Annotated in this window: 19 protein-coding genes and 1 riboswitch; of the genes, 13 read left to right on the top strand and 6 right to left on the bottom strand. The window is 65.0% G+C overall.

Annotation, left to right across the window (positions count from 1 at the left end; genetic code table 11):
• Positions 1 to 260: 260 nt before the first annotated feature.
• The 12 genes from AC097L_RS12300 (at position 261) to AC097L_RS12355 (ending at position 12785) form a co-directional block, all read left to right on the top strand.
• Complete coding sequence (locus AC097L_RS12300; RefSeq protein WP_479586722.1) at positions 261 to 1157, top strand: LysR family transcriptional regulator ArgP; 897 nt, start codon at positions 261 to 263, stop codon at positions 1155 to 1157.
• A 23-nt stretch (positions 1158 to 1180) separates the two neighbouring features.
• A riboswitch (cobalamin riboswitch) is annotated at positions 1181 to 1415 on the top strand.
• 206 nt (positions 1416 to 1621) lie between these two features.
• On the top strand, positions 1622 to 2911 hold the full coding sequence (locus AC097L_RS12305) for a cobyrinate a,c-diamide synthase (RefSeq protein WP_479586723.1): 1290 nt from the start codon (positions 1622 to 1624) through the stop codon (positions 2909 to 2911).
• Between the two features lie 16 nt (positions 2912 to 2927).
• On the top strand, positions 2928 to 3497 hold the full coding sequence (gene cobO / locus AC097L_RS12310) for a cob(I)yrinic acid a,c-diamide adenosyltransferase (RefSeq protein WP_479586724.1): 570 nt from the start codon (positions 2928 to 2930) through the stop codon (positions 3495 to 3497).
• A 19-nt stretch (positions 3498 to 3516) separates the two neighbouring features.
• Positions 3517 to 4563, top strand: a complete 1047-nt coding sequence (gene cobW, locus AC097L_RS12315; RefSeq protein WP_479586725.1) for a cobalamin biosynthesis protein CobW — start codon at positions 3517 to 3519, stop codon at positions 4561 to 4563.
• Positions 4564 to 4880: 317 nt separating this feature from the next.
• The gene (gene cobN, locus AC097L_RS12320; RefSeq protein ID WP_479586726.1) at positions 4881 to 8627 is read left to right on the top strand and encodes a cobaltochelatase subunit CobN; all 3747 of its coding nucleotides are present in this window, start codon (positions 4881 to 4883) and stop codon (positions 8625 to 8627) included.
• Between the two features lies 1 nt (position 8628).
• The gene (locus tag AC097L_RS12325) at positions 8629 to 9663 is read left to right on the top strand and encodes an ATP-binding protein (protein WP_479586727.1); all 1035 of its coding nucleotides are present in this window, start codon (positions 8629 to 8631) and stop codon (positions 9661 to 9663) included.
• Between the two features lie 59 nt (positions 9664 to 9722).
• Positions 9723 to 10340, top strand: coding sequence for a vWA domain-containing protein (locus AC097L_RS12330; protein WP_479586728.1), 618 nt, complete (start codon positions 9723 to 9725; stop codon positions 10338 to 10340).
• A 34-nt stretch (positions 10341 to 10374) separates the two neighbouring features.
• Entirely contained in the window at positions 10375 to 10791 is a 417-nt protein-coding gene (locus tag AC097L_RS12335; RefSeq protein WP_479586729.1) for a DUF1636 family protein, read from the top strand.
• Between the two features lie 61 nt (positions 10792 to 10852).
• Positions 10853 to 11047, top strand: coding sequence for a CbtB domain-containing protein (locus AC097L_RS12340; protein WP_479586730.1), 195 nt, complete (start codon positions 10853 to 10855; stop codon positions 11045 to 11047).
• Positions 11048 to 11218: 171 nt separating this feature from the next.
• Positions 11219 to 12031, top strand: a complete 813-nt coding sequence (locus AC097L_RS12345; RefSeq protein WP_479586731.1) for a CbtA family protein — start codon at positions 11219 to 11221, stop codon at positions 12029 to 12031.
• A gap of 173 nt (positions 12032 to 12204) precedes the next feature.
• Positions 12205 to 12456, top strand: a complete 252-nt coding sequence (locus tag AC097L_RS12350; RefSeq protein ID WP_479586732.1) for a type II toxin-antitoxin system CcdA family antitoxin — start codon at positions 12205 to 12207, stop codon at positions 12454 to 12456.
• The gene (locus AC097L_RS12355; protein WP_479586733.1) at positions 12456 to 12785 is read left to right on the top strand and encodes a CcdB family protein; all 330 of its coding nucleotides are present in this window, start codon (positions 12456 to 12458) and stop codon (positions 12783 to 12785) included. The genes AC097L_RS12350 and AC097L_RS12355 overlap by 1 nt, the downstream gene beginning before the upstream one ends.
• Positions 12786 to 12959: 174 nt before the next feature.
• Here the strand turns inward: AC097L_RS12355 and AC097L_RS12360 are convergent, their stop codons facing one another.
• From AC097L_RS12360 to cbiE, 6 genes are all read right to left on the bottom strand, one after another.
• On the bottom strand, positions 12960 to 13751 hold the full coding sequence (locus AC097L_RS12360; RefSeq protein ID WP_479586734.1) for a hypothetical protein: 792 nt from the start codon (positions 13749 to 13751) through the stop codon (positions 12960 to 12962).
• A gap of 72 nt (positions 13752 to 13823) precedes the next feature.
• Positions 13824 to 14627, bottom strand: a complete 804-nt coding sequence (locus AC097L_RS12365) for a hypothetical protein (RefSeq protein ID WP_479586735.1) — start codon at positions 14625 to 14627, stop codon at positions 13824 to 13826.
• A 265-nt stretch (positions 14628 to 14892) separates the two neighbouring features.
• The gene (gene cobF / locus AC097L_RS12370; protein ID WP_479586736.1) at positions 14893 to 15663 is read right to left on the bottom strand and encodes a precorrin-6A synthase (deacetylating); all 771 of its coding nucleotides are present in this window, start codon (positions 15661 to 15663) and stop codon (positions 14893 to 14895) included.
• Complete coding sequence (cobM, locus tag AC097L_RS12375; protein WP_479586737.1) at positions 15660 to 16445, bottom strand: precorrin-4 C(11)-methyltransferase; 786 nt, start codon at positions 16443 to 16445, stop codon at positions 15660 to 15662. The genes cobF and cobM overlap by 4 nt, the downstream gene beginning before the upstream one ends.
• Positions 16442 to 16834 (bottom strand): cobalamin biosynthesis protein, encoded by a 393-nt coding sequence (locus AC097L_RS12380; protein ID WP_479586738.1) that lies wholly within the window; start codon positions 16832 to 16834, stop codon positions 16442 to 16444. Before AC097L_RS12380 ends, cobM begins: the two co-directional genes overlap by 4 nt.
• The gene (gene cbiE, locus AC097L_RS12385; protein WP_479586739.1) at positions 16816 to 17997 is read right to left on the bottom strand and encodes a precorrin-6y C5,15-methyltransferase (decarboxylating) subunit CbiE; all 1182 of its coding nucleotides are present in this window, start codon (positions 17995 to 17997) and stop codon (positions 16816 to 16818) included. The genes AC097L_RS12380 and cbiE overlap by 19 nt, the downstream gene beginning before the upstream one ends.
• On the opposite strand from cbiE, the gene AC097L_RS12390 reads away from it, so the two are divergent.
• Entirely contained in the window at positions 17972 to 18739 is a 768-nt protein-coding gene (locus AC097L_RS12390) for a cobalt-precorrin-6A reductase (RefSeq protein WP_479586740.1), read from the top strand. The genes cbiE and AC097L_RS12390 overlap by 26 nt on opposite strands.
• The last annotated feature ends 8 nt before the right edge of the window (positions 18740 to 18747 follow it).

Raw genomic sequence — 18747 nt, forward strand, 5'->3', positions numbered from 1 at the left:
GTCTTGAAGGTGAAGGGTTCGTAGGTCGGGTCGATGGCGACTTTGAGGTCTTTGCCTTGCGCCAGGGCGGCAGCAGCGAGGGCGGTCAATGCGAAAGTCAGTAGGAGTTTTTTCATCGGGGTTCTCGGTGGGGATGCGGTGGTTGAGGGTTTGCCCTTGCGCTGGCAAATCACCCTTGGATGTCAGGGTGCCGCAGCTTAGTGGGCATTGAAAAAGAAACAAAACTAATTTTTTTAACGATGGTTTAGTATTTCTAAATTATGAAAATAGACAACGCGCATCTGGCGGCTTTTGCGATGGTTTTGCGCGAAGGCAGTTTTGAGGCGGCCGCCAAGCGGCTGCATGTCACGCCCTCGGCTATCAGCCAGCGCGTCAAGCAGCTGGAAGAGCACCTTGGCCAGGTGCTGTTGCAGCGCACCACGCCGACCCAGGCGACCAGTGCTGGCATGGTGTTGGCGCGGTTTGCCGAGCAGGTGTCCATGCTGGAGGCCGAGATGCTGGGTGAAGTCGGCGCGCCCGAAATGCTGGGTGGCACGCTGCAGCGGGTGCCGATCGCGGTGAATGTGGATTCGCTGGAAACCTGGTTTTTGTCGGTGCTGGATGTGCTGCCGTCCGGCTTGCCGATGTGCCTGGATATCCGCGTGGAAGACCAGGACCATTCCGCGGTGCTGTTGCGCGAAGGCACGGTGATGGGCGCGGTAAGCTCCAGCCCCGACCCGATCCACGGCTGTACCGCCGAAGTGCTGGGCGTGATGCGCTATCTGGCGGTGGCGTCGCCGGCTTTTGCCCAGACCTATTTTTCTGCCGCCGACCGTGAGGCCGCCTTGCACCAGGCCCCGATGCTGGGCTTCAACCGCAAAGACCGGCTGCATGACCTGCTGATCGCCCAGCGCGCCAACGCGGCACCGCTGTCGCCGACACATTTCATTCCCTCGGTGCGCGGCTTTGTACACGCTGTGAAGCGCGGCCTGGGCTGGGGCCTGGCACCAGAGGCGCTGGTGGTAGAAGGCATTGCGGCCGGTGAGCTGATCGACATCCTGCCCGGTGAGCATCTGGACGTGGCACTGTACTGGCACCGCTGGCGCATGCGCTCCGCATTTCTGGACCTGATTGGCGTGGCGCTGAAGCAGGCGGTACAGACCGGGCTGCGGGTTTGAATCCTGAAAAGTTACGCTGCTACACTCAAACCATGTCAACAGGTGTCCTGAAGCCAGACCTACCAGTAAGGTAACAAGGATTAAACGGGAAGTCGGTGCAATACCGACGCTGCCCCCGCAACGGTAAGCGAGTCAAAGCGAATTCCAGGGACTGGGTCCTCACCACTGTGCACAGCCTGCATGGGAAGGTGGTTTTTGCAGAAGAGCCCAGGCTCTTCGCTCGCCAGCCCGGAGACCGGCCTATTGACCCGAGAGTGGCTTTGCGGCGGGCAAAACTCAGCAGACGTACAGGCTTTACGGGGCGGCATAGGCTGCACGCCCAGAACCCGAGCCGTCTTCTGATGCCTTTACCCCCTGAAACCACACCGACCCAACTGTCGCGCGGCGGGCGTGGAGGACAATACCATTTACTACCAAATTTATAGCTGCCTGCGCAGATCCTATATGCGCTGGAGGCCAATTTGATGCCAAAAGTGTGCGATGCACTGCTGGTGTCGGCTCCTGCTTCCGGCCAGGGCAAAACCACCGTCACGGCCGCGCTGGCCGCCTGGCACCGCAGCCAGGGCCGCAGGGTGCGCGTGTTCAAAACCGGCCCCGACTTTCTGGACCCCATGATTCTGGAACGCGCCAGTGGCCACCCGGTCTACCAGCTGGACCTGTGGATGGGCGGCGAAGCCCATTGCCGGGCGCTGCTGCATGCGGCGGCGCTGGAGGCCGATGTGGTTCTGGTCGAGGGCGTGATGGGCTTGTTCGACGGCACGCCCAGCAGCGCCGACCTGGCCCAGGCACTCGGCCTGCCGGTGCTGGCGGTGATTGACGGGTCCGCCATGGCGGAGACCTTTGGCGCCGTGGCCCACGGTTTGTCGACCTACCGGGCCGGTTTGCAGTTCGCCGGGGTGCTGGCCAACCGCGTGGGCAGCGACAGCCACGCGCAGATGCTGCAGATGAGCCTGCCTGCCGGTTTGCGTTGGTTCGGCGCCATGCCACGCTCGGCCGACTACGCCTTGCCCGAGCGCCATCTGGGCCTGGTGCAGGCCCATGAAGTGGCGCAGCTGGACGAACGCATTGCCCGCGCCGCCCAGGCCATCGGGCCCAGTGTGGAAGGCATGGCCAGCCCGGTACGCTTCGAGCCGGTGGCCGCCGAGCCGCTGCCGCCGCTGTTGCAGGGCGTGCGCATCGCGGTGGCACGCGATGCCGCGTTCTCGTTCCTGTACGCCGCCAACCTGGACACCTTGCGCGCGCTGGGTGCCGAGCTGGTGTTCTTCTCGCCCTTGCATGACACCACCCTGCCGCATGCCGACAGCCTGTACCTGCCGGGCGGCTACCCCGAACTGCACCTGGGCGCACTGCACGCCAACCATGCGATGCGGGAGGCGGTCCGCGCCCACCACGCCCAGGGCCAGCCCATCGTGGCCGAATGTGGCGGCATGCTGGCTCTGCTGGACAGCTTGGCGGCGCACGACGGCATCGCAGTGCCCATGTGGGGTCTGCTGCCCGGCACGGCGGCCTTGCAAAAGCGCTTTGTGAACCTGGGCATGCACGCAGTACAGCTGCCCGAAGGCCGACTGCGCGGCCACAGTTTTCACCATGCGCGCATGGACAGTGCCGAGCCCGCCGTGGTCTTTACCGAACCGCAGCGCGCACGCAGCCATGCCGAGCCGGTGTACCGCAGCCGCCGTCTGCACGCCTCGTTCATGCACATGTACTTTCCGTCAAATCCCCACGCCGTGGCGCAGCTGTTTGCGCCGGGCTGATCTACCAAGACCTCTTATGGAAATTGAATCCCCACCCCTGTTGCGCGACACCCCCAAGCCCCAGGGCGAGCGGCGCGGCCTGGTCATCGTGCACACCGGCACCGGCAAGGGCAAAAGCACGGCTGCCTTCGGCCTGGCCCTGCGCGCCCATGGCCGGGGCAAGGCGGTCAAGGTCTACCAGTTCATGAAGGTGCCGACCGCGCGCTTTGGCGAGCACCGTTTGTTCGAGCAACTCGGCATCCCCATCATTGGGCTGGGTGACGGCTTCAGCTGGAAGAGCCGCGACATCGACCATTCCGCCGAGCTGGCCCAGGCCGGCTGGGCCCAGGCCGAGGCCACGGTACGGGCGGGCGAACATTTCATGGTGGTGCTGGACGAAATCATGTACCCGCTGCGCTACGGCTGGATCGCGCTGGAGCCCGTACTGGCCTGCTTGCGCGAGCGTCCGCACCACGTGCACGTGGTGCTCACAGGCCGTGGCGCGCCCGCTGAAATGGTGGAACTGGCCGACACCGTGACCGAGATGACCCTCATCAAGCACCACTTCAAAGCGGGTGTCCCGGCCCAACGTGGCATCGAAGATTGATTTTTGAGAAGTAAACAAAATGCAAACCAAGAAAATTCCCGCCACCATCGTCACCGGCTTTCTCGGCAGCGGCAAAACCACGCTACTGCGCAACCTGCTGACCAACGCCCAAGGCCGCCGCATCGCCGTCATCGTCAACGAGTTTGGCGAACTGGGCATAGACGGCGAGCTGCTCCGCGGCTGCGGCATTGGCTGCGATGAGAATGGTGTCGAAAACGGCCAACTGTTCGAGTTGGCCAACGGCTGCCTGTGCTGCACCGTGCAGGAAGAATTTGCCCCGGTGATGGAGCAACTGGCCGCCCGCCGCGACCAGATCGACTACCTGGTGATCGAAACGTCCGGCCTGGCCCTGCCCAAGCCGCTGGTGCAGGCCTTCCAGTGGCCCGCGCTACGCAATGCCTTCACCGTGGACGCAGTCATCACCGTGGTGGACGCGCCCGCCGTGGCCGCAGGCACCTTTGCCGACGACCCGGTGGCCGTGGACGCCCAGCGCCGCGCCGACGACAACCTGGACCACGATTCCCCCCTGCACGAACTGTTTGAAGACCAGTTGGCCACGGCCGACCTGGTGATCGTCCACAAAGTAGACGGCATGGATGCCGCCGCCCTGGAAGCCGTGGAGGCCACCATCCGCGCAGAAGCCCCCGCCGGTGTGAAGCTGGTGCGTGCATCGCACGGCAATGTGCCGATGGATGTGCTGCTGGGTCTGGAGCGCGCGGTGGAAGATGTGATCGACGCCCGCAAAACCCACCACGACGCAGAAGAAGACCACGACCACGATGCCTTCGACTCGGTGTCGGTCGCGCTGACCGTGACCGACCGCGCCAAGCTGCTCACTGCGCTAGCCGCCCTGGTGCAGCGCCACGAGATCTACCGCGTCAAAGGCTTTGTGGCCGTGCCGGGGGCTGCGATGCGCCTGGTGGTGCAGGGGGTGGGGCAGCGGTTTGACAGCTATTTCGACCGGGCCTGGCGTGCCGATGAAACCCGTGTGACGCGCCTGGTTGTGATTGGCGACCACCTGGATGCGGGTGTGTTGCAGGCGGAGTTGCAGGCGGCTTTGGGTTAACACCGAATGCAGGCTGATGTTGTACGTTGGTGGTGGACGTCGGCCGACGGGGCACTCTGCTCCGCGGCTGTCCTCCGCCCTGCGGGCTCCTCCTTTATGCCGCTGCGCAGAGCACCCCATCGACCAACGCCTGTTGAGTTTCGGCTTGTTCAACCGATGCACAAGCCGCATGCTGGTTTCCGTAGAGGGTGGTGTGGGTGGCGTAGCGAAATAAAGGAGGAGCAGCCGGCCCTAGGCCGCTGCGGGGGACATTCGCGGAGCTACCCACACCACCCTCTACGGCGCGCCACAACCGTTTCTGCTGAGTGAAATAAAACATGCACCTACTGTCTACCCGCCCTGGCGGCCATGTTGAAGACGATGGCCTGGGGGTGGTGCGCGTGGCGCAAACGCCGGGTGACATCGTGGTGCTTACCGTGGCGGACACCACGTTGTCCCTGCTCGCCGAAGTGGCCAGCGGCCTGCCGGATGACTTTCCCCGTGTGCGCTTGGCCAACCTAATGTGGCTGCGCCAGCCCGCGTCGATCGACATGTACATGGACGACGTGCTGCGCCACGCTAAGGCCATTGTCATCGAGCACTTGGGCAGCCCCAGCGACTGGGCCTACATCGTGGACCAGGTCTGCGAGTCTGCCCAGGCGCGCGGCCAGTGGCTGGTGATGGTGTCGGGTGAATGTGTGGAAGACGCGCAGCTCCTGTTGCGAAGCACCGCCACAAAAGATGACTGCACCCACCTCTGGCGTTGCCTGCGCGAAGGTGGGCGCGACAACGCCCAGAACTTCTTCCAGCTGATCGCCCACGCCGCCTTTGGCCAGGGTGAGCGTCCCGCACCGGCAGCCGTGGTGCCCGCTGCTATCCGCTACACGCCCGCCATCGGCCAGACACTGTGGCGCGAGGCGGCCCCCGTGGCCTTGCTGGTGTTCTACAAAGCGCATTGGCAGGCAGGCAACACCGTGGCGTTTGATGCCATGCTGGCCGCGCTGGAAGGGCAGGGCCTCAACACCCTGGCCGTGGCGCTCGACTCGCTCAAGAACCCCAGCAGCATGGCGCTGCTGCATGCTTTGGCCCAAGAGCACAAGGTGGACGTGGTGCTCAACGCCACCAGTTTTGCCGTGGGCGCGATGGACGGGCAAGAAGACACGGCCCAGCCCGTGCTGCTGGCAGGCGACGCCCCCGTGTTGCAGCTCATCACCGCCGGTTGCTCCCAAGCCCAGTGGCAAGACGACCCCCACGGCCTTACCCCGCGCGACTTGGCCATGCAAATTGTGCTGCCCGAGGTGGATGGCCGCATCGGCACCCGGCCCATCAGCTTCAAAGGCCTGGCCTGGCGCTGCGAGCGCGCCGAGATCGACGTGGTGCGCTACCAGCCCGAACTGGAACGTATAGCCTTTGTGGCCGCTAGCGCAAGTAGATGGTGCGCATTGCGCTATAAAAATAATAGCAATAAGCGCGTGGCCCTGGTGCTGGCCAATTACCCCAACGACGACGCCCGCCTGGCCAACGGCGTGGGGCTGGACACGCCTGCGTCCACCGTCGTCATCCTGCAGGCCCTGCAAGCCACAGGCTATGCCACTGGCGATGTGCCAGAGCATGGCGACGCGCTCATGGCCGATCTGGTGCGCGGCATCACCAACAAGCTGGATGCCAACGACGACCGCCCCGCAGGCCAAAGCCTGGCCATGGCGGACTACCTGCAAGATTTTGCCGCCCTGCCTGCTGAGAGCCAGGCCGCCATCAACACCCTGTGGGGCCAGCCAGCGCAAGACCCGCTGGTGCGCGCAGGCCGCTTCATGGTGTCGGGCCAGCGCTACGGCAATGTGTTTGTGGGTAACCAGCCTGCACGCGGGCGCGGCCTGGACCTGGTGGCCACTTACCACGATGCCGACCTGGTGCCCACCCACAATTACCTGGCCTTTTATTTCTGGCTGCGCCGCGCCTACGCGGTGGATGCGGTGGTGCATGTGGGCACCCATGGCAACCTGGAATGGCTGCCTGGCAAAAGCGTGGCGCTGGGAGCCGCCTGCTGGCCGGATGCCATTCTGGGGCCGCTGCCGCACCTGTACCCCTTCATCGTCAACAACCCCGGCGAGGGGGCGCAGGCCAAGCGCCGTACCCAGGCCGTCATCATCGACCACCTGATGCCCGCCATGACCCGGGCCGAAACCTATGGGCCTTTGCAGCAACTCGAAGGCCGCATGGACGAGTATTACGAGGCCCTGTCGCTAGACCCGCGCCGTGCCAAACTGCTGCGCGCCAGCATTTTGGAGCAAGTGCTGGCAGACGGCCTGCACGCCGAACTCGGCTTCGCCCAACCCACCGACGACACGCAGCGTGAAGCCCTGCTGCGCCGCCTGGATGCCTACCTGTGCGAAATCAAGGAATCGCAAATCCGCGATGGCCTGCACACTTTCGGCCAGTCCCCCACCGGCCGCCAACGGGTAGACACCCTGGTGGCCCTGGCCCGCTACCCCGGGGGCGCGGGTGCGGCGCAGGGCAGCCTGACGGTGGCCTTGGCGCACGACCTGGGGCTGCAAGGCTTTGATGCGCTCAGCCCCGACTGGGCCGCACCCTGGACCAGTGAACGCCCGCAGGTCTTGCAAGCCCTGAGCACCGATCCCTGGCGCCACGCAGGCCACACCCGCGAGCGGCTGGAGCTGTTGGCCGTGCAACTGGTGCAAGACGGCGCACGGCTTGCGCCAGAAACTTGGCCCCACACCGCCCAAGTGCTGGAGCGCCTGCACACCACACTCGCCCCGCGCCTCGATGCCTGTGGCCCGAATGAAATCGGCCAGTTGTTGCGCGGTCTGGACGGGCGCTTTATCCCCCCCGGCCCCAGCGGCGCACCCTCACGCGGCAGGCCAGATGTGCTGCCCACCGGGCGTAACTTTTACTCGGTGGACACGCGCGCCATCCCCACCCAAACCGCTTACGCCATGGGTGCCAAGGGCGCAGACCGGGTGGTGGAACGGCACTTGCAAGACCACGGCGCTTACCCCACGGCCATCGGCCTGTCGGTCTGGGGCACCAGCACCATGCGCACCGGCGGCGAAGATGTGGCGCAGGCCTTCTCGCTGCTCGGCGTGCGGCCCAAGTGGGCACCGGGCAGCAACCGCGTGGTGGACATCGAAGTCATGCCCATGACCGTGCTCGGCCGCCCGCGCGTGGACGTGACGCTGCGGGTGTCTGGCTTCTTCCGCGACGCATTCCCGAATGTGATTGACCTGTTCGACACCGCCGTGCGCGCCGTGGCTGCTATCTCGGTTGAGGATGAACCGGACGATGTCAACCCCATCCGCGCACGGGTACAGGCCGAGATGGCCGTCCAAGCAGATGAGCGCGCCGCCACCTGGCGCGTGTTTGGCCCCCGGCCCGGCGGCTACGGTGCGGGCGTGCAGGCCAATATTGCCAGCGGCAACTGGACCGAGCGGTCCGAGCTGGCCGAGTCCTACCTGCGCGCCGGTGCCTTTGCCTATGGCCAAGACGCGCACGGCACCGCCGCGCCCGAGGCCTTCGCCCAGCGCATCGCCGGGCTGGACGCGGTGCTGCACAACCAGGACAACCGCGAGCATGACATTCTGGATTCCGGCGACTACTACCAGTTCATGGGCGGCATGGCCGCAGCCGTAGAGCACCTCAGCGGCACGCCCGCCGCGCTGTACCACGGCGACTTCAGCGTACCCGGCGCGCCGCGCATCCGCACGCTGGGCGAAGAGGTGGCCCGCGTGGTGCGCTCCCGCGCCGTCAATCCCAAGTGGCTGGACGGCATCAAGCGCCACGGCTACAAAGGGGCGTTCGAGATCGCCGCCACGGTGGACTTTCTGTTTGCCTTTGACGCCACCACCGGCGTGGTGGGCGACCACCAGTACGCGCTGGTGGCCGATGCCTATGTGCACGACGACCACACCCGCGACTTTCTGCAGCAGCACAACCCTGGGGCCCTGCGCAGCATCGGCGAGCGCCTGCTGGAAGCCATGGACCGCGGCCTGTGGGCCGAGCCGGGCGACCAGCGCGAGCGCATAGCAGACCACCTGCTGGCGCTAGAAAACCATTTGGAAGCATCCTGACATGACCCCTGTGCACACCGCCACCCGCGTGGCATTCCCCTTCACCGCCCTGGTCGGCCAGCCGCTGCTGCAGCGCGCCCTGCTGCTGCTGGCCATCGACCCGCGCATCGGCGGCGTGCTGGTCAGCGGCCCGCGTGGCACGGCCAAATCCACGGCTGCGCGCGCATTGGCGGCGCTGTTGCCGGACGCACCGTTTGTCACCCTGCCGCTGGCCGCCAGCCTGGAGCAACTGGTGGGCACGCTAAATGTGGAAGATGCCCTGCGCGACGGCCAACTGCGCCTGGCCCCCGGAGTGGTGGCGCGCGCCCACCACGGCGTGCTGTACGTGGACGAGGTCAATCTACTGCCCGACGCGCTGGTAGACGCGCTGCTGGACGTGGCCGCCAGCGGTGTCAACACGGTGGAGCGCGACGGCATCTCGCAGCAGCACGCAGCGCGATTCGCGTTGGTGGGCACGATGAACCCCGAAGAAGGTGAACTGCGGTCCCAATTGGTGGACCGCTTTGGCCTGTCGGTGGTGCTGGGCAACCCCTTGGACCCGCAGCAGCGGCTGGACATTTTGCGCACCCGCCTGGCCTTCGACGAAGACCCACTGGCGCTGTTGGCAGCGCACGCAGCGCAGTTGAAGGCGTTGGCCGCCACCGTAGCCGCAGCGCAGGCTGCCCTTCCTTACTTGGCATGGCCGGATAACGTGCTGCAACACGCCGCCGCGCTGGCCTTGGCCGCTGGCGTGGACGGCATGCGTGCCGACCTGGTGATGCTGCGCGCCGCCCGCGCCCTGGCTGCCCTGGAAGGCCGCGATACCGTCACCCCGCAGGACGTGGATGCCGTGGCAGAGCTGGCGCTGGCGCACCGCCGTACGGTGGAGCCGTCGGCAGACACCAGAACCCACCCGCGCACAGAGCCACCGCAGTCTCGCGCTGCCGCCCCTTGTAGTGATTCGGGCGGTTCGGGCGATTGGGGTGCACTGCCACCACAACCCACACCCACCACCCGGGTGCTATCCCCAGGAGCCTGGCCCGCAAAAAAAGCCTGAGCCACCGCATCCGCCAGCCGTCCCCATCGGTTGGCAGTGTGCGGTGGCGCAACCCCTCCATGCAAATACAACCCTCCCTCAAACCCGCGGCGAAAGCCCAAGGCAACAGCCCGGCGATTGCCTGGCTGCGCACCTTGCTGGCCAAAGGTTCGCGCACGTTGCAGCGCGACCACCTGCGCTACCAACCCCAGGCTGCAGCCGCACCGCGCCTGCACCTGATCGTGCTGGACACTTCGGGCTCCATGCGCCAAGGGGGCCGTCTGGCTCTGGCCAAAGGCCATGCGGCTCGTTTGGTTGAGCTGGCGGCGCGCGCTGGCGACCACGTGGGCCTGCTGTGTTTTGGCGGTAGTGGCGTGGACATAGTGCTGCCCCCCGGTCCAGCCCGCGCCGCCGGTGCCGCGCGGGTACGCCAATGCGGTGGTGGCGGCGGAACACCGCTGCGGCAGGCACTGGCCATGGCGAATACCTTGCTGGCGCAGGCCCGTAGGCGTGGCAGCAGCGGCCCGGCTTGGCTGTGGCTGCTCACCGATGGCCGCACCCTGGAGCAGCCCGCCACGCCCACCGGCGTGGAGCATGCCGTGGTGATGGATTTCGACAACCACCTACCTGCCATCGGCCGATGCGCCGCCTGGGCCGCACGCTGGGGCGCGGAATACCGCCTGGCCAGTGCCAGCTGATTTTTCAACGATTACGCAAAGACACACCCTCCGCATGACCGAACCTGTTTTTTTACCCACGGTGACCGAGCTCATCATCTGTACCACCTGCCGACCTGCCGGGGTCTCGCGCGATGTGTCCGCTGCAGGCGAGGCGCTGCTGGAAGCCGTGCAGGTCGCCACCTGGGACTTGGACACTGCCCAGCAAGCCCGCATCCGCGTGCGCGGCCTGGCCTGCATGAGCGGCTGCTCCCGCGCCTGCACCGTGGCGCTGCAGGCACCGGGCAAGTACACCTATTACTTTGGCGATCTGGTCGCCGACGACACCACCGCCGCCGAGGTGCTGGCCTGCGCGCAGTTGCACGCCATCAGTGTCGACGGCAACCTGCTGCGCAAAGACCGCCCGGAGCGGCTGCGCAGCGGCATCCTGGCGCGCCTGCCGCCTTTGGAGTTGGCTGCCAGTTCGGCTTAGTTTTTGCAGTGCATCCGTAATCCCACGGGCGCACCTTTTCGTTTTTCACAAGGAGTACCGCATGCAACCCACCAACCCGTGCACCACCACCGCACTGCCTCGCACCTCCAGCGCGGTGCGCAGCCTTTTGTTGCAGCTCGCTGCCGGTGCCGCCCTCGGCATGGTCGTGCTGTACGGCGTGGCCTTTGCCGAAAGCCCGCTGGTGCACAACGCCGCGCACGACGTGCGCCACATCACCGTCAAACCCTGCCATTGAGCTTGTGGCTCACCCCCAGGCTCCAGCGCGAAGCGCTTTCCGCCAACCCCCTTGCAGGGGGCGCATCCAGTGGCCTGGCAAAGCCAGTTCCACGGATGCTCTGGAAGGCGTGCGTTGTGGCTGGGCGATGGGTGTCGATTGCAAAGTGGGTAAAAAACTTCTGGAGAAATTATGATTTTTCAACGATTGATTTGGGCGGCGCTGGCTACCGCTGTGGTGGTGGGCAGCGTGCAAACCGGTGTGCAGCAACTGCAAGCCGCCCCGTTGATTCTGGCCGCCGAGGTCTATGAATCGCAAAAAGCCGAAGCTCCCGAATCGGTGGCTCCTGTTACCCATGCGCATGCTGAAGCGGCGGCCCATGACCACACTGCTGTTCCTGAATGGGAGCCCGAAAACGGCCTGGAGCGCACCGGCTGGACCTGGGTGGCCAACAGCTTGCACGCCTTCAGCATGGCGCTGCTGGTGTTTGCGGTGATGGGTGTGTGCCTGTGGCGCGGAGCGTCCGTGCGCGCGCTGCCCCTGGCTTTGTGGACGGCGGCCGCCGGTTGGCTGGTGTTCCACTTCTGGCCGTCCCTGGGCTTGCATGCCGAGATACCCGGCATGGATGCCGCCCGCCTGGGTTCGCGCCAGGGCTGGTGGCTGCTGGCCGCCGTGAGTGCCGCGTTGGCTTGTGCGTCGATTGCCGGTTTGCGCAGTCCCCTGCGCTGGGCCGCTGCCGCTGCCTGGCTGGCCTTGCCCTACGTGGTGGGCGCACCGCACATCAGCACCGACCCCCTGGCCGGCTTTGGCCCCGAGGCCCAAACCGCCTTGCGCCAACTCGGCACCCAGTTCATCTGGGCCACCACCTGGATCTCGCTGTCGTTCTGGGCCAGCATGGGCCTGGTGGGTGGCCTGGCGTTCCAGCGCTGGGTGCAGCCGGGGTTGCTGGCTGTTTTAAAGGGGGTGGGCTTGGCGGATACGGGGGCGGTGCGCGCGGCTCGGTAGGTGGTGTGCTTGTCATACCCAAATTGGGGTTGAACATACCCATATTGGGTATTTAAGCCAAATTGGCCTCTTGCGCAGCTAGTACCTGCGCAAGCAGCTATGAATAAAATAGCAATTACGTTGTGCGATCTATGCGCATAATATGCGCATACATACAACACCCGGAGTCCGCCATGCTGGCCACATCCACTGCCCCTATTCGTAAACGCGCCGTCAACCTGACCTTGAACGAAGGCTTGGTTGCACAGGCCAAGACTTACACCAGCAACCTCTCAGCCACCATGGAAGAGCTGCTGGCGGCCTACGTAGCCCAGCAACAGCAAGCTCGCCTATCGCGCCAGCAGCAGGCGGATGCGGCGGCCATGGATTGGAATGCCGTGCATGCCACCGTGGGTTCATTTGCCGACGAACACTCCACCCTGTAATGGCCCAGTTTGATGTCCACCGCAACAAGGGCGCGCTGAAAGAATCCATCCCTTTTGTGGTGCTCGTCCAATCTTCCCTGTTTGACCGCTATCGCAGGCGTATGGTGGTGCCGCTAGTACGCCGCAGCGCACTCCCCGGGAATACGGCCACAGCGGGCTCTCGCATGAATCCTGTGTTTGAAGTGGAGGGCGTGCCGGTGGTGCTGCATCCGCTGGACATGGTGTCGGTGGCGCTGGACCAGCTTGGGGGACATGTCACCTCATTGGCTGAGCATGGGCAGGCTATTGCCGATGCGTTGGATGAGCTGCTGACCCGTTCTTGGGGGTGATTAGATCGATGGTCGGCAAAACGCTGCGAGCGGTCGTTCGGGTCGATCGTCACGACCGATTACTTTCGACCATAGCGGCCGTCTTCGCGTTGCCGAACACCATGCCGCTTCGAAGCCAGCCTCAGAAAAACAGCCTCCCATCTGGCTTCAGAGCATGGACAAGGGTGACGAGTCCTATCTACGGACATGGCGGAACAGGAGGCCAGTGGGAGAGAGCTTTCTAGCCCGGTCCTCGGCCACGATATTGGTGAACTTGGTCTTGATGTCCTTGAGGTTGGCAAAACCAGCGCTGCCGACGATGCCGGATGCCACTCCTAGTGCAACGCTGCCAGTTAGGGCGGCCGCCACCGCCAATCCTCCTGTTGCCACGCACTGCGTCACATCAATGCCAAACAGCTTGAGCTTTTTGAGCCTTGCCTCAGCAATAGCTTTTTGGTGGGCACGAAACGCCTGCTCAAGGTTCTCGACCACTTGATCGGCAGTTCTGAAATAGTTGTCTGGGTTGATGCCGATAAGGTCAGGCACGCCGTGCCCAAGGATTGCACGAACCTCTTCAGCAAGTCCTTGTTTGCGGATCTGCAGAACGGTTTCAGGGGGAACGTTGCCCAGCCATTCCAAGTTTTTCCCTGTTTCGCTCATCAAAGCCCTGACTACATGCATGCTTGTGCGGTCCTTCTCGTCGGCGCGAACAGGAGTGCCCTCGTACTCCAGCATCCAGGTGTAGTGCAGCCATGACGTTTCCGCGTTGATCAGCGGTGTGCTTCCGAAATGCCGTGCATTCCGTTGCGTAGCCACAGCCTGCGGCATTCGGCCAAGACACGCCTTGAAGACGTGATTCCCGGCAACCTTCGGATCCAGACCTGGGAATAGCACATCCTTCATCGCATGTTCAAGCTGGGCCTTGGGTTCGCTGCCCCACTCTGTGTCGAAGATTAGCCGATCTTTCCCTTTCAACTCCGCCAGCACGTTTTCTACGGTGGGGAGGTTCCCGCAGAATTCCTGAAAGTCCTCCACCGACTCGAACTGCCGTCCGAACAGTTAGCCCGCATGCTTGCAGATAAGCGGCTTGCATTCCGCCACAAGGGCGGACCTGCCATCGTCTTCAAAGTCCGAGGGGTTGGGCACAACCAAGGCTAGAGGGGGGGAGATGTCAGCTGTCGCAAGCTCGCGATAGCCCATTGCAGTGAACGTATGCTTAATGAGCATGCTAACGAATTCCTTCGGCGGCATCACATGGAGAAGCAGGGCTATACGCATGATCGGGCAGGGCAGCACGATGGTGTCCACGTAGAGGCCTGCCGTCGAAACGGCGTTCTCCCAATATGCCGGGAATAGATCACCAGCGAATGTCGCCTTTAGCTGCGTGCCGTCTTGGAGGTGATACGCCGCAGCATCTGCGATGGAATTCCAGAACTCCTTTACGACCTGAGCGAGTTCTGGCAGTCCTCTGATGAAGCTCTCCACCAGCTTAGGATCGTTGGAGATCAATCGCCCAGCCTGACCGGGATTGCCTCCGGCCTTGATCATCGGTTCGTAGAAGACACCGAACTGCTGGAACAGAAAGTCAAAATACGCTGACTGGATGTCGGCGAGGCTCACTGCCTTCTTGGCGTCCTCTCGCTGACGCATGGCGACCATTGCAAGCGTGAAGGACCGGATGCGACCGTCCACGGTGCGAGGATCGACCTTGCCGTCCGCGCGAAGCCGAATGGCTTCGAAGCTGCGAAAGAAGTCGTCAGCGAGGTGCGCTGCGAAGTGCACTTTCCCTGCCTGAAGCTGCTCCCTCGCCAGGAACACGCGATCCGTGAGATCCTGGATATCTTCTTCGGAGTACTCTCTCATCTGCATCCTCTCTGGGGTCGTAAATACCGGGAAAGTTTTCGATCCTCGGCCCGGATATTGTCGTTGTCTTCTGCGCAATTTGTTCCCGAGTCCTGCCGCGTCGAGGAACTCGCCGGCACTACCCTTGAATCTGAGAGTCGCCAGACCAGCAGGCGCTCGGCCAACCCGCGCATGAATGTCCAGCGAGTGCAATGCGGCCGAGACCGTGAGTTCATCACATGGCCACGACCGACTGGACTCGCTGCTTTGCAGACGTAGCTGCCGATCAACCCCGCGTGTCCCGCCGCATCAAATACGTATCCATCACCCACCCATGCGCTGCCCGCGCCGCTTGCCGTTCCACCAGAATCTGCGCACCTACTTCAGCCAGCGGCCCCGCAATGCAAATCTGCTGCGGCATCCCCAAATAAGCCCCCCACCAAATCATGATGCCTTCCGGTGCCAGATGCTGAAACGCACAATGCCCGTCCAGCATCACCGCCACGGTATCCGCATGCACGGGCCACCCAAAGTCGCGGAGTTGGCGGCCGGTGGTGATGGTGACGGGGGCGTTGATCTCGTTTAGCGCTATGGCGTGGGCGGCGGTGAGGGCTTGCAGGGCGGTGATGCCGGGGACCACAGACACTTTCACCGGTAGCTGCACCGCCAGGCGCTCGGCGATGCGCAGGGTGCTGTCGTACAGCGAGGGGTCGCCCCACACCAGCAGGGCCACCTTTACGCTTGTCTCACCGGCGGGCAAATAGGCGCGGATGGTGGCCAGCCAGACCTCGGCAATCACATCGTGCCAACGGTGCACGGCGGCGGGGTAGTCGGGGTCTTCGGCATCGCGCACCGGCATGTCGAAGCTTACGACCTGGGTGGCGGGGTTGGTCACCAGTGCTTTGCACAGTTGCAGTCGCAGTTCGGCCAGGTCGGCTTTGCCTGCGCCTTTGCGCGGCACCAGGATCAGGTCCGTGGCGTTGAGTGCTTTCACGCCCTGGCGGGTCACGTGGTCGGGGTTGCCGGTGCCTATGCCGACCAGGCAGAGCTCGATCATTCCGAGCCTGCCGGGAAGCGCGGCGCGGTGCCCAGCGGGCGGTAGCGGCGGTCGTAGTCGCCTGCGTAGAGGCGGCTGTGGGCAAATTCTTCTGCGCCCAAGGTGTGGCCGACCAGAATCAAGGCCGTGCGCTCCATGCCCTCGCCCACCGCCGCTTCGATGGTGGACAGCGTTGCGCGCACTACGCGTTCGTCTGGCCAGCTGGCGCGCCAGACCACGGCCACGGGGCAGTCGGCTCCGTAGTGCGGAGTCAGCTCGGCCACCACACGCGGCAGCACGTGGATGGACAGGTGGATGGCCAGCACGGCCTGGGTGGCGGCAAAGTTCGCCAAGGATTCGGTGCTGGGCATGGCCGACGCGCGGCCCGAGGTGCGGGTGAGCACTACCGACTGGTTCAGGCCCGGCAGTGTCAGCTCGGCCTCCAGCGTGGCCGCCGCTGCCGCAAACGCGGGCACGCCGGGCGTGACGGTGTACGGAATGCCCAGCACCCGCAGGCCGCGCAGTTGCTCGCCCATGGCCGACCACACCGACAAATCGCCCGAGTGCAGGCGGGCCACATCCTGCCCGGCGGCGTGCGCGGCGCTGATCTCGGCCAGTATCTGCTCCAGTGAAAGTGATGCCGTATTGACGATGTGCGCACCGGGCGGGCAGTGGGCCAGCACGCCCTCGGGCACCAGGGAGCCTGCGTAGAGGCACACCGGGCTGGCGGCAATCCGGTCGCGGCCCCGCAGGGTTAAAAGATCGGGTGCGCCGGGGCCAGCGCCAATGAAGTGGACAGTCATTTCAGGGTATTTCCAGGGGTGGCAATGGCGGCAGTGGCCAGACCGTCGGGGCTGACGCAGCGGGCGGATACCAGGTTGGCGTTTGGTCCCGCCGCGGCCAGCGCGGCAGCTTCGGCTACGCTGTGCGCGCCGTAGCGGGCGGGCACATGGTCGCTGCGTGTGGCGGCTTGGGCTGCCAACTGTGGCAGGGGGATGGGGATGATGGGCAACTGCAGTTCGGCGGCGAGTTGCAGCAGGGCGGGGTGGTTGGCCTTGTCGGCGGCGGTGGACAGGGCGGTGAGGGGCGCGCTGTGGGTTTGTTGCGCAGCATGGAGAGCGGCGCGCAAAGATGCCACGCGGCTCCCGGCCCTAAACCCCAAGCCTGCCACGCTCACAGCACCACGCTCCACTGCACCACCGGGCGGCTGGGCTGCCAGCCGCGCATACGGCCTAGCGGCGTGGCCTGCGCCAGCTCGATACGCAAGAGGGTGCCGCCATGCTGGGCATGCAGTTGCAGCAGGGCGGATTCGGTTTCCAGCGTGACCGCGTTCACTACCAGGCGGCAGCCTGCGGGGGCTGCGGACTGCAAGCTGCCGAACAAGGCCGCATCAAAACCACCGCCAACAAAAATGGCATGGGGTGTGGGCAGGCCAGCCAGCAGGTCTTGCGCGGCGCCAAAGTGCACGCACAGGCGGTGGTCGATGCCGAAGGATGCGGCGTTGGCGCGGATGTTCACCACGCGCTCGGCATGCTGCTCCACCGCGCTGGCCGTGCCGCCCGCCAGGCACCATTCCACCGATACCGAACCCGAGCCTGCGCCCAGGTCCCACAGGTGTTCGCCGGGGCGGGGTGCCAGGGCGCTGAGGGTGAGGGCGCGGATGGGCGACTTGGTGATTTGTCCGTCGTGGGCAAAGCTACTGTCGGGTATGCCGGGGGCGCGCGGCAAGCCCAGGAGACCGACGACTTCAATGGCCACGGCCACCGGGTTTTGGATGTCTGCAAAGTCCAGCGCGCTAGCCGCGCACTGGCGTATGCGTTCGCGCGGGCCGCCCAGAGCTTCCAGCACCCACACGCTGGACGCACCCGCGCCTTGCTGGACCAGCCACTGCGCAAAATCGCACACCGCCGGGCCATCGCGCAGCAGGCATAGCAGTTGCGCACCGTTGTGCAATGCAGAGCGGCTGCGGGCAAAGGGCGCGGCGTGCAGACCAAAGCAGTGCACGGTTTCCAGCCGCCATGCCAGGCGCGATGCGGCTATTGAGAAGGTAGACGGTGCCGGAAAAGCCTGCCATTCGCCGGGCAGCAGGTGGCTTGCCAGGCTGCCGCCCGCGCCAAACCAGAACGGGTCGCCCGAGGCCAATACGGCCACCGGCTGGCCGCGCAAGGCCAGCACCGGGGCGATGTCAAAGGGCAGGGGCCATTCCAGGCCCCGGCTGCCCACTCCGGCCAGCGCCAGGTGCCGCGCGCCGCCGAAGACGTGCTGCGCCTGGGCCAGGGCCGAGCGGCTACCATCGCCAAGGCCATGCAGACCATCTTCTCCGATACCTATGATTGACAGCCAGGGTTCAGCCATTCCGCAGGTCCTTCCACGCGTGCTTGTATTGGGCGGCACCACGGAGGCCAGCCGCCTGGCCCAGGCCTTGGCGCAGGCGGGCGTGGACGGCATATTTTCGTATGCAGGCCGTACCAGCGCGCCCGTCGCCCAGCCGCTGCCCACCCGCGTGGGGGGCTTTGGTGGGGTGGCGGGTTTGCAGGCTTTTTTGCAGGTTGAGCGCATCACCCACGTTGTGGATGCCACCCACCCGTTTGCCGCGCAAATGAGCAGCCACGCCGTGCAGGCCTGTGCCGCTGCAGGCGTGCTCCTGCTGGTGCTGGAGCGGCCCGCGTGGCAGGCCCAGAGCGGCGATGTGTGGCAACACGTGCTGGACATCGCTGCTGCGGTGCAGGCCTTGCCCGCCACGCCTGCCCGTGTGTTCCTGGCCATTGGCCGCCAGCACCTGGCACCGTTTTTGGCATGTGCGCAGCATTGGTACCTGTTGCGGCTGGTGGACCCGGTGCTGGACTTGCCTGCCGAGCGTGGCGAGGTGGTGCTGGACCGGGGGCCGTTCACCCTGGAGGGCGACCGTGCTTTGCTGCAGGCGCACGGCATCACACATGTGGTGTCCAAAAACTCGGGTGGCGCGGGTGCGCAGGCCAAGCTGACGGCGGCGCGGGAGCTGGGTTTGCCGGTAATTTTGATCGACCGGCCTTTCATTCCCGTGCGCCAGACAGTTCACACCGTAAATGCCGCTTGCCAATGGATTACCTTGGCCTAATGCTATTG

This window comes from Rhodoferax sp. RT5P35 (assembly GCF_056521385.1).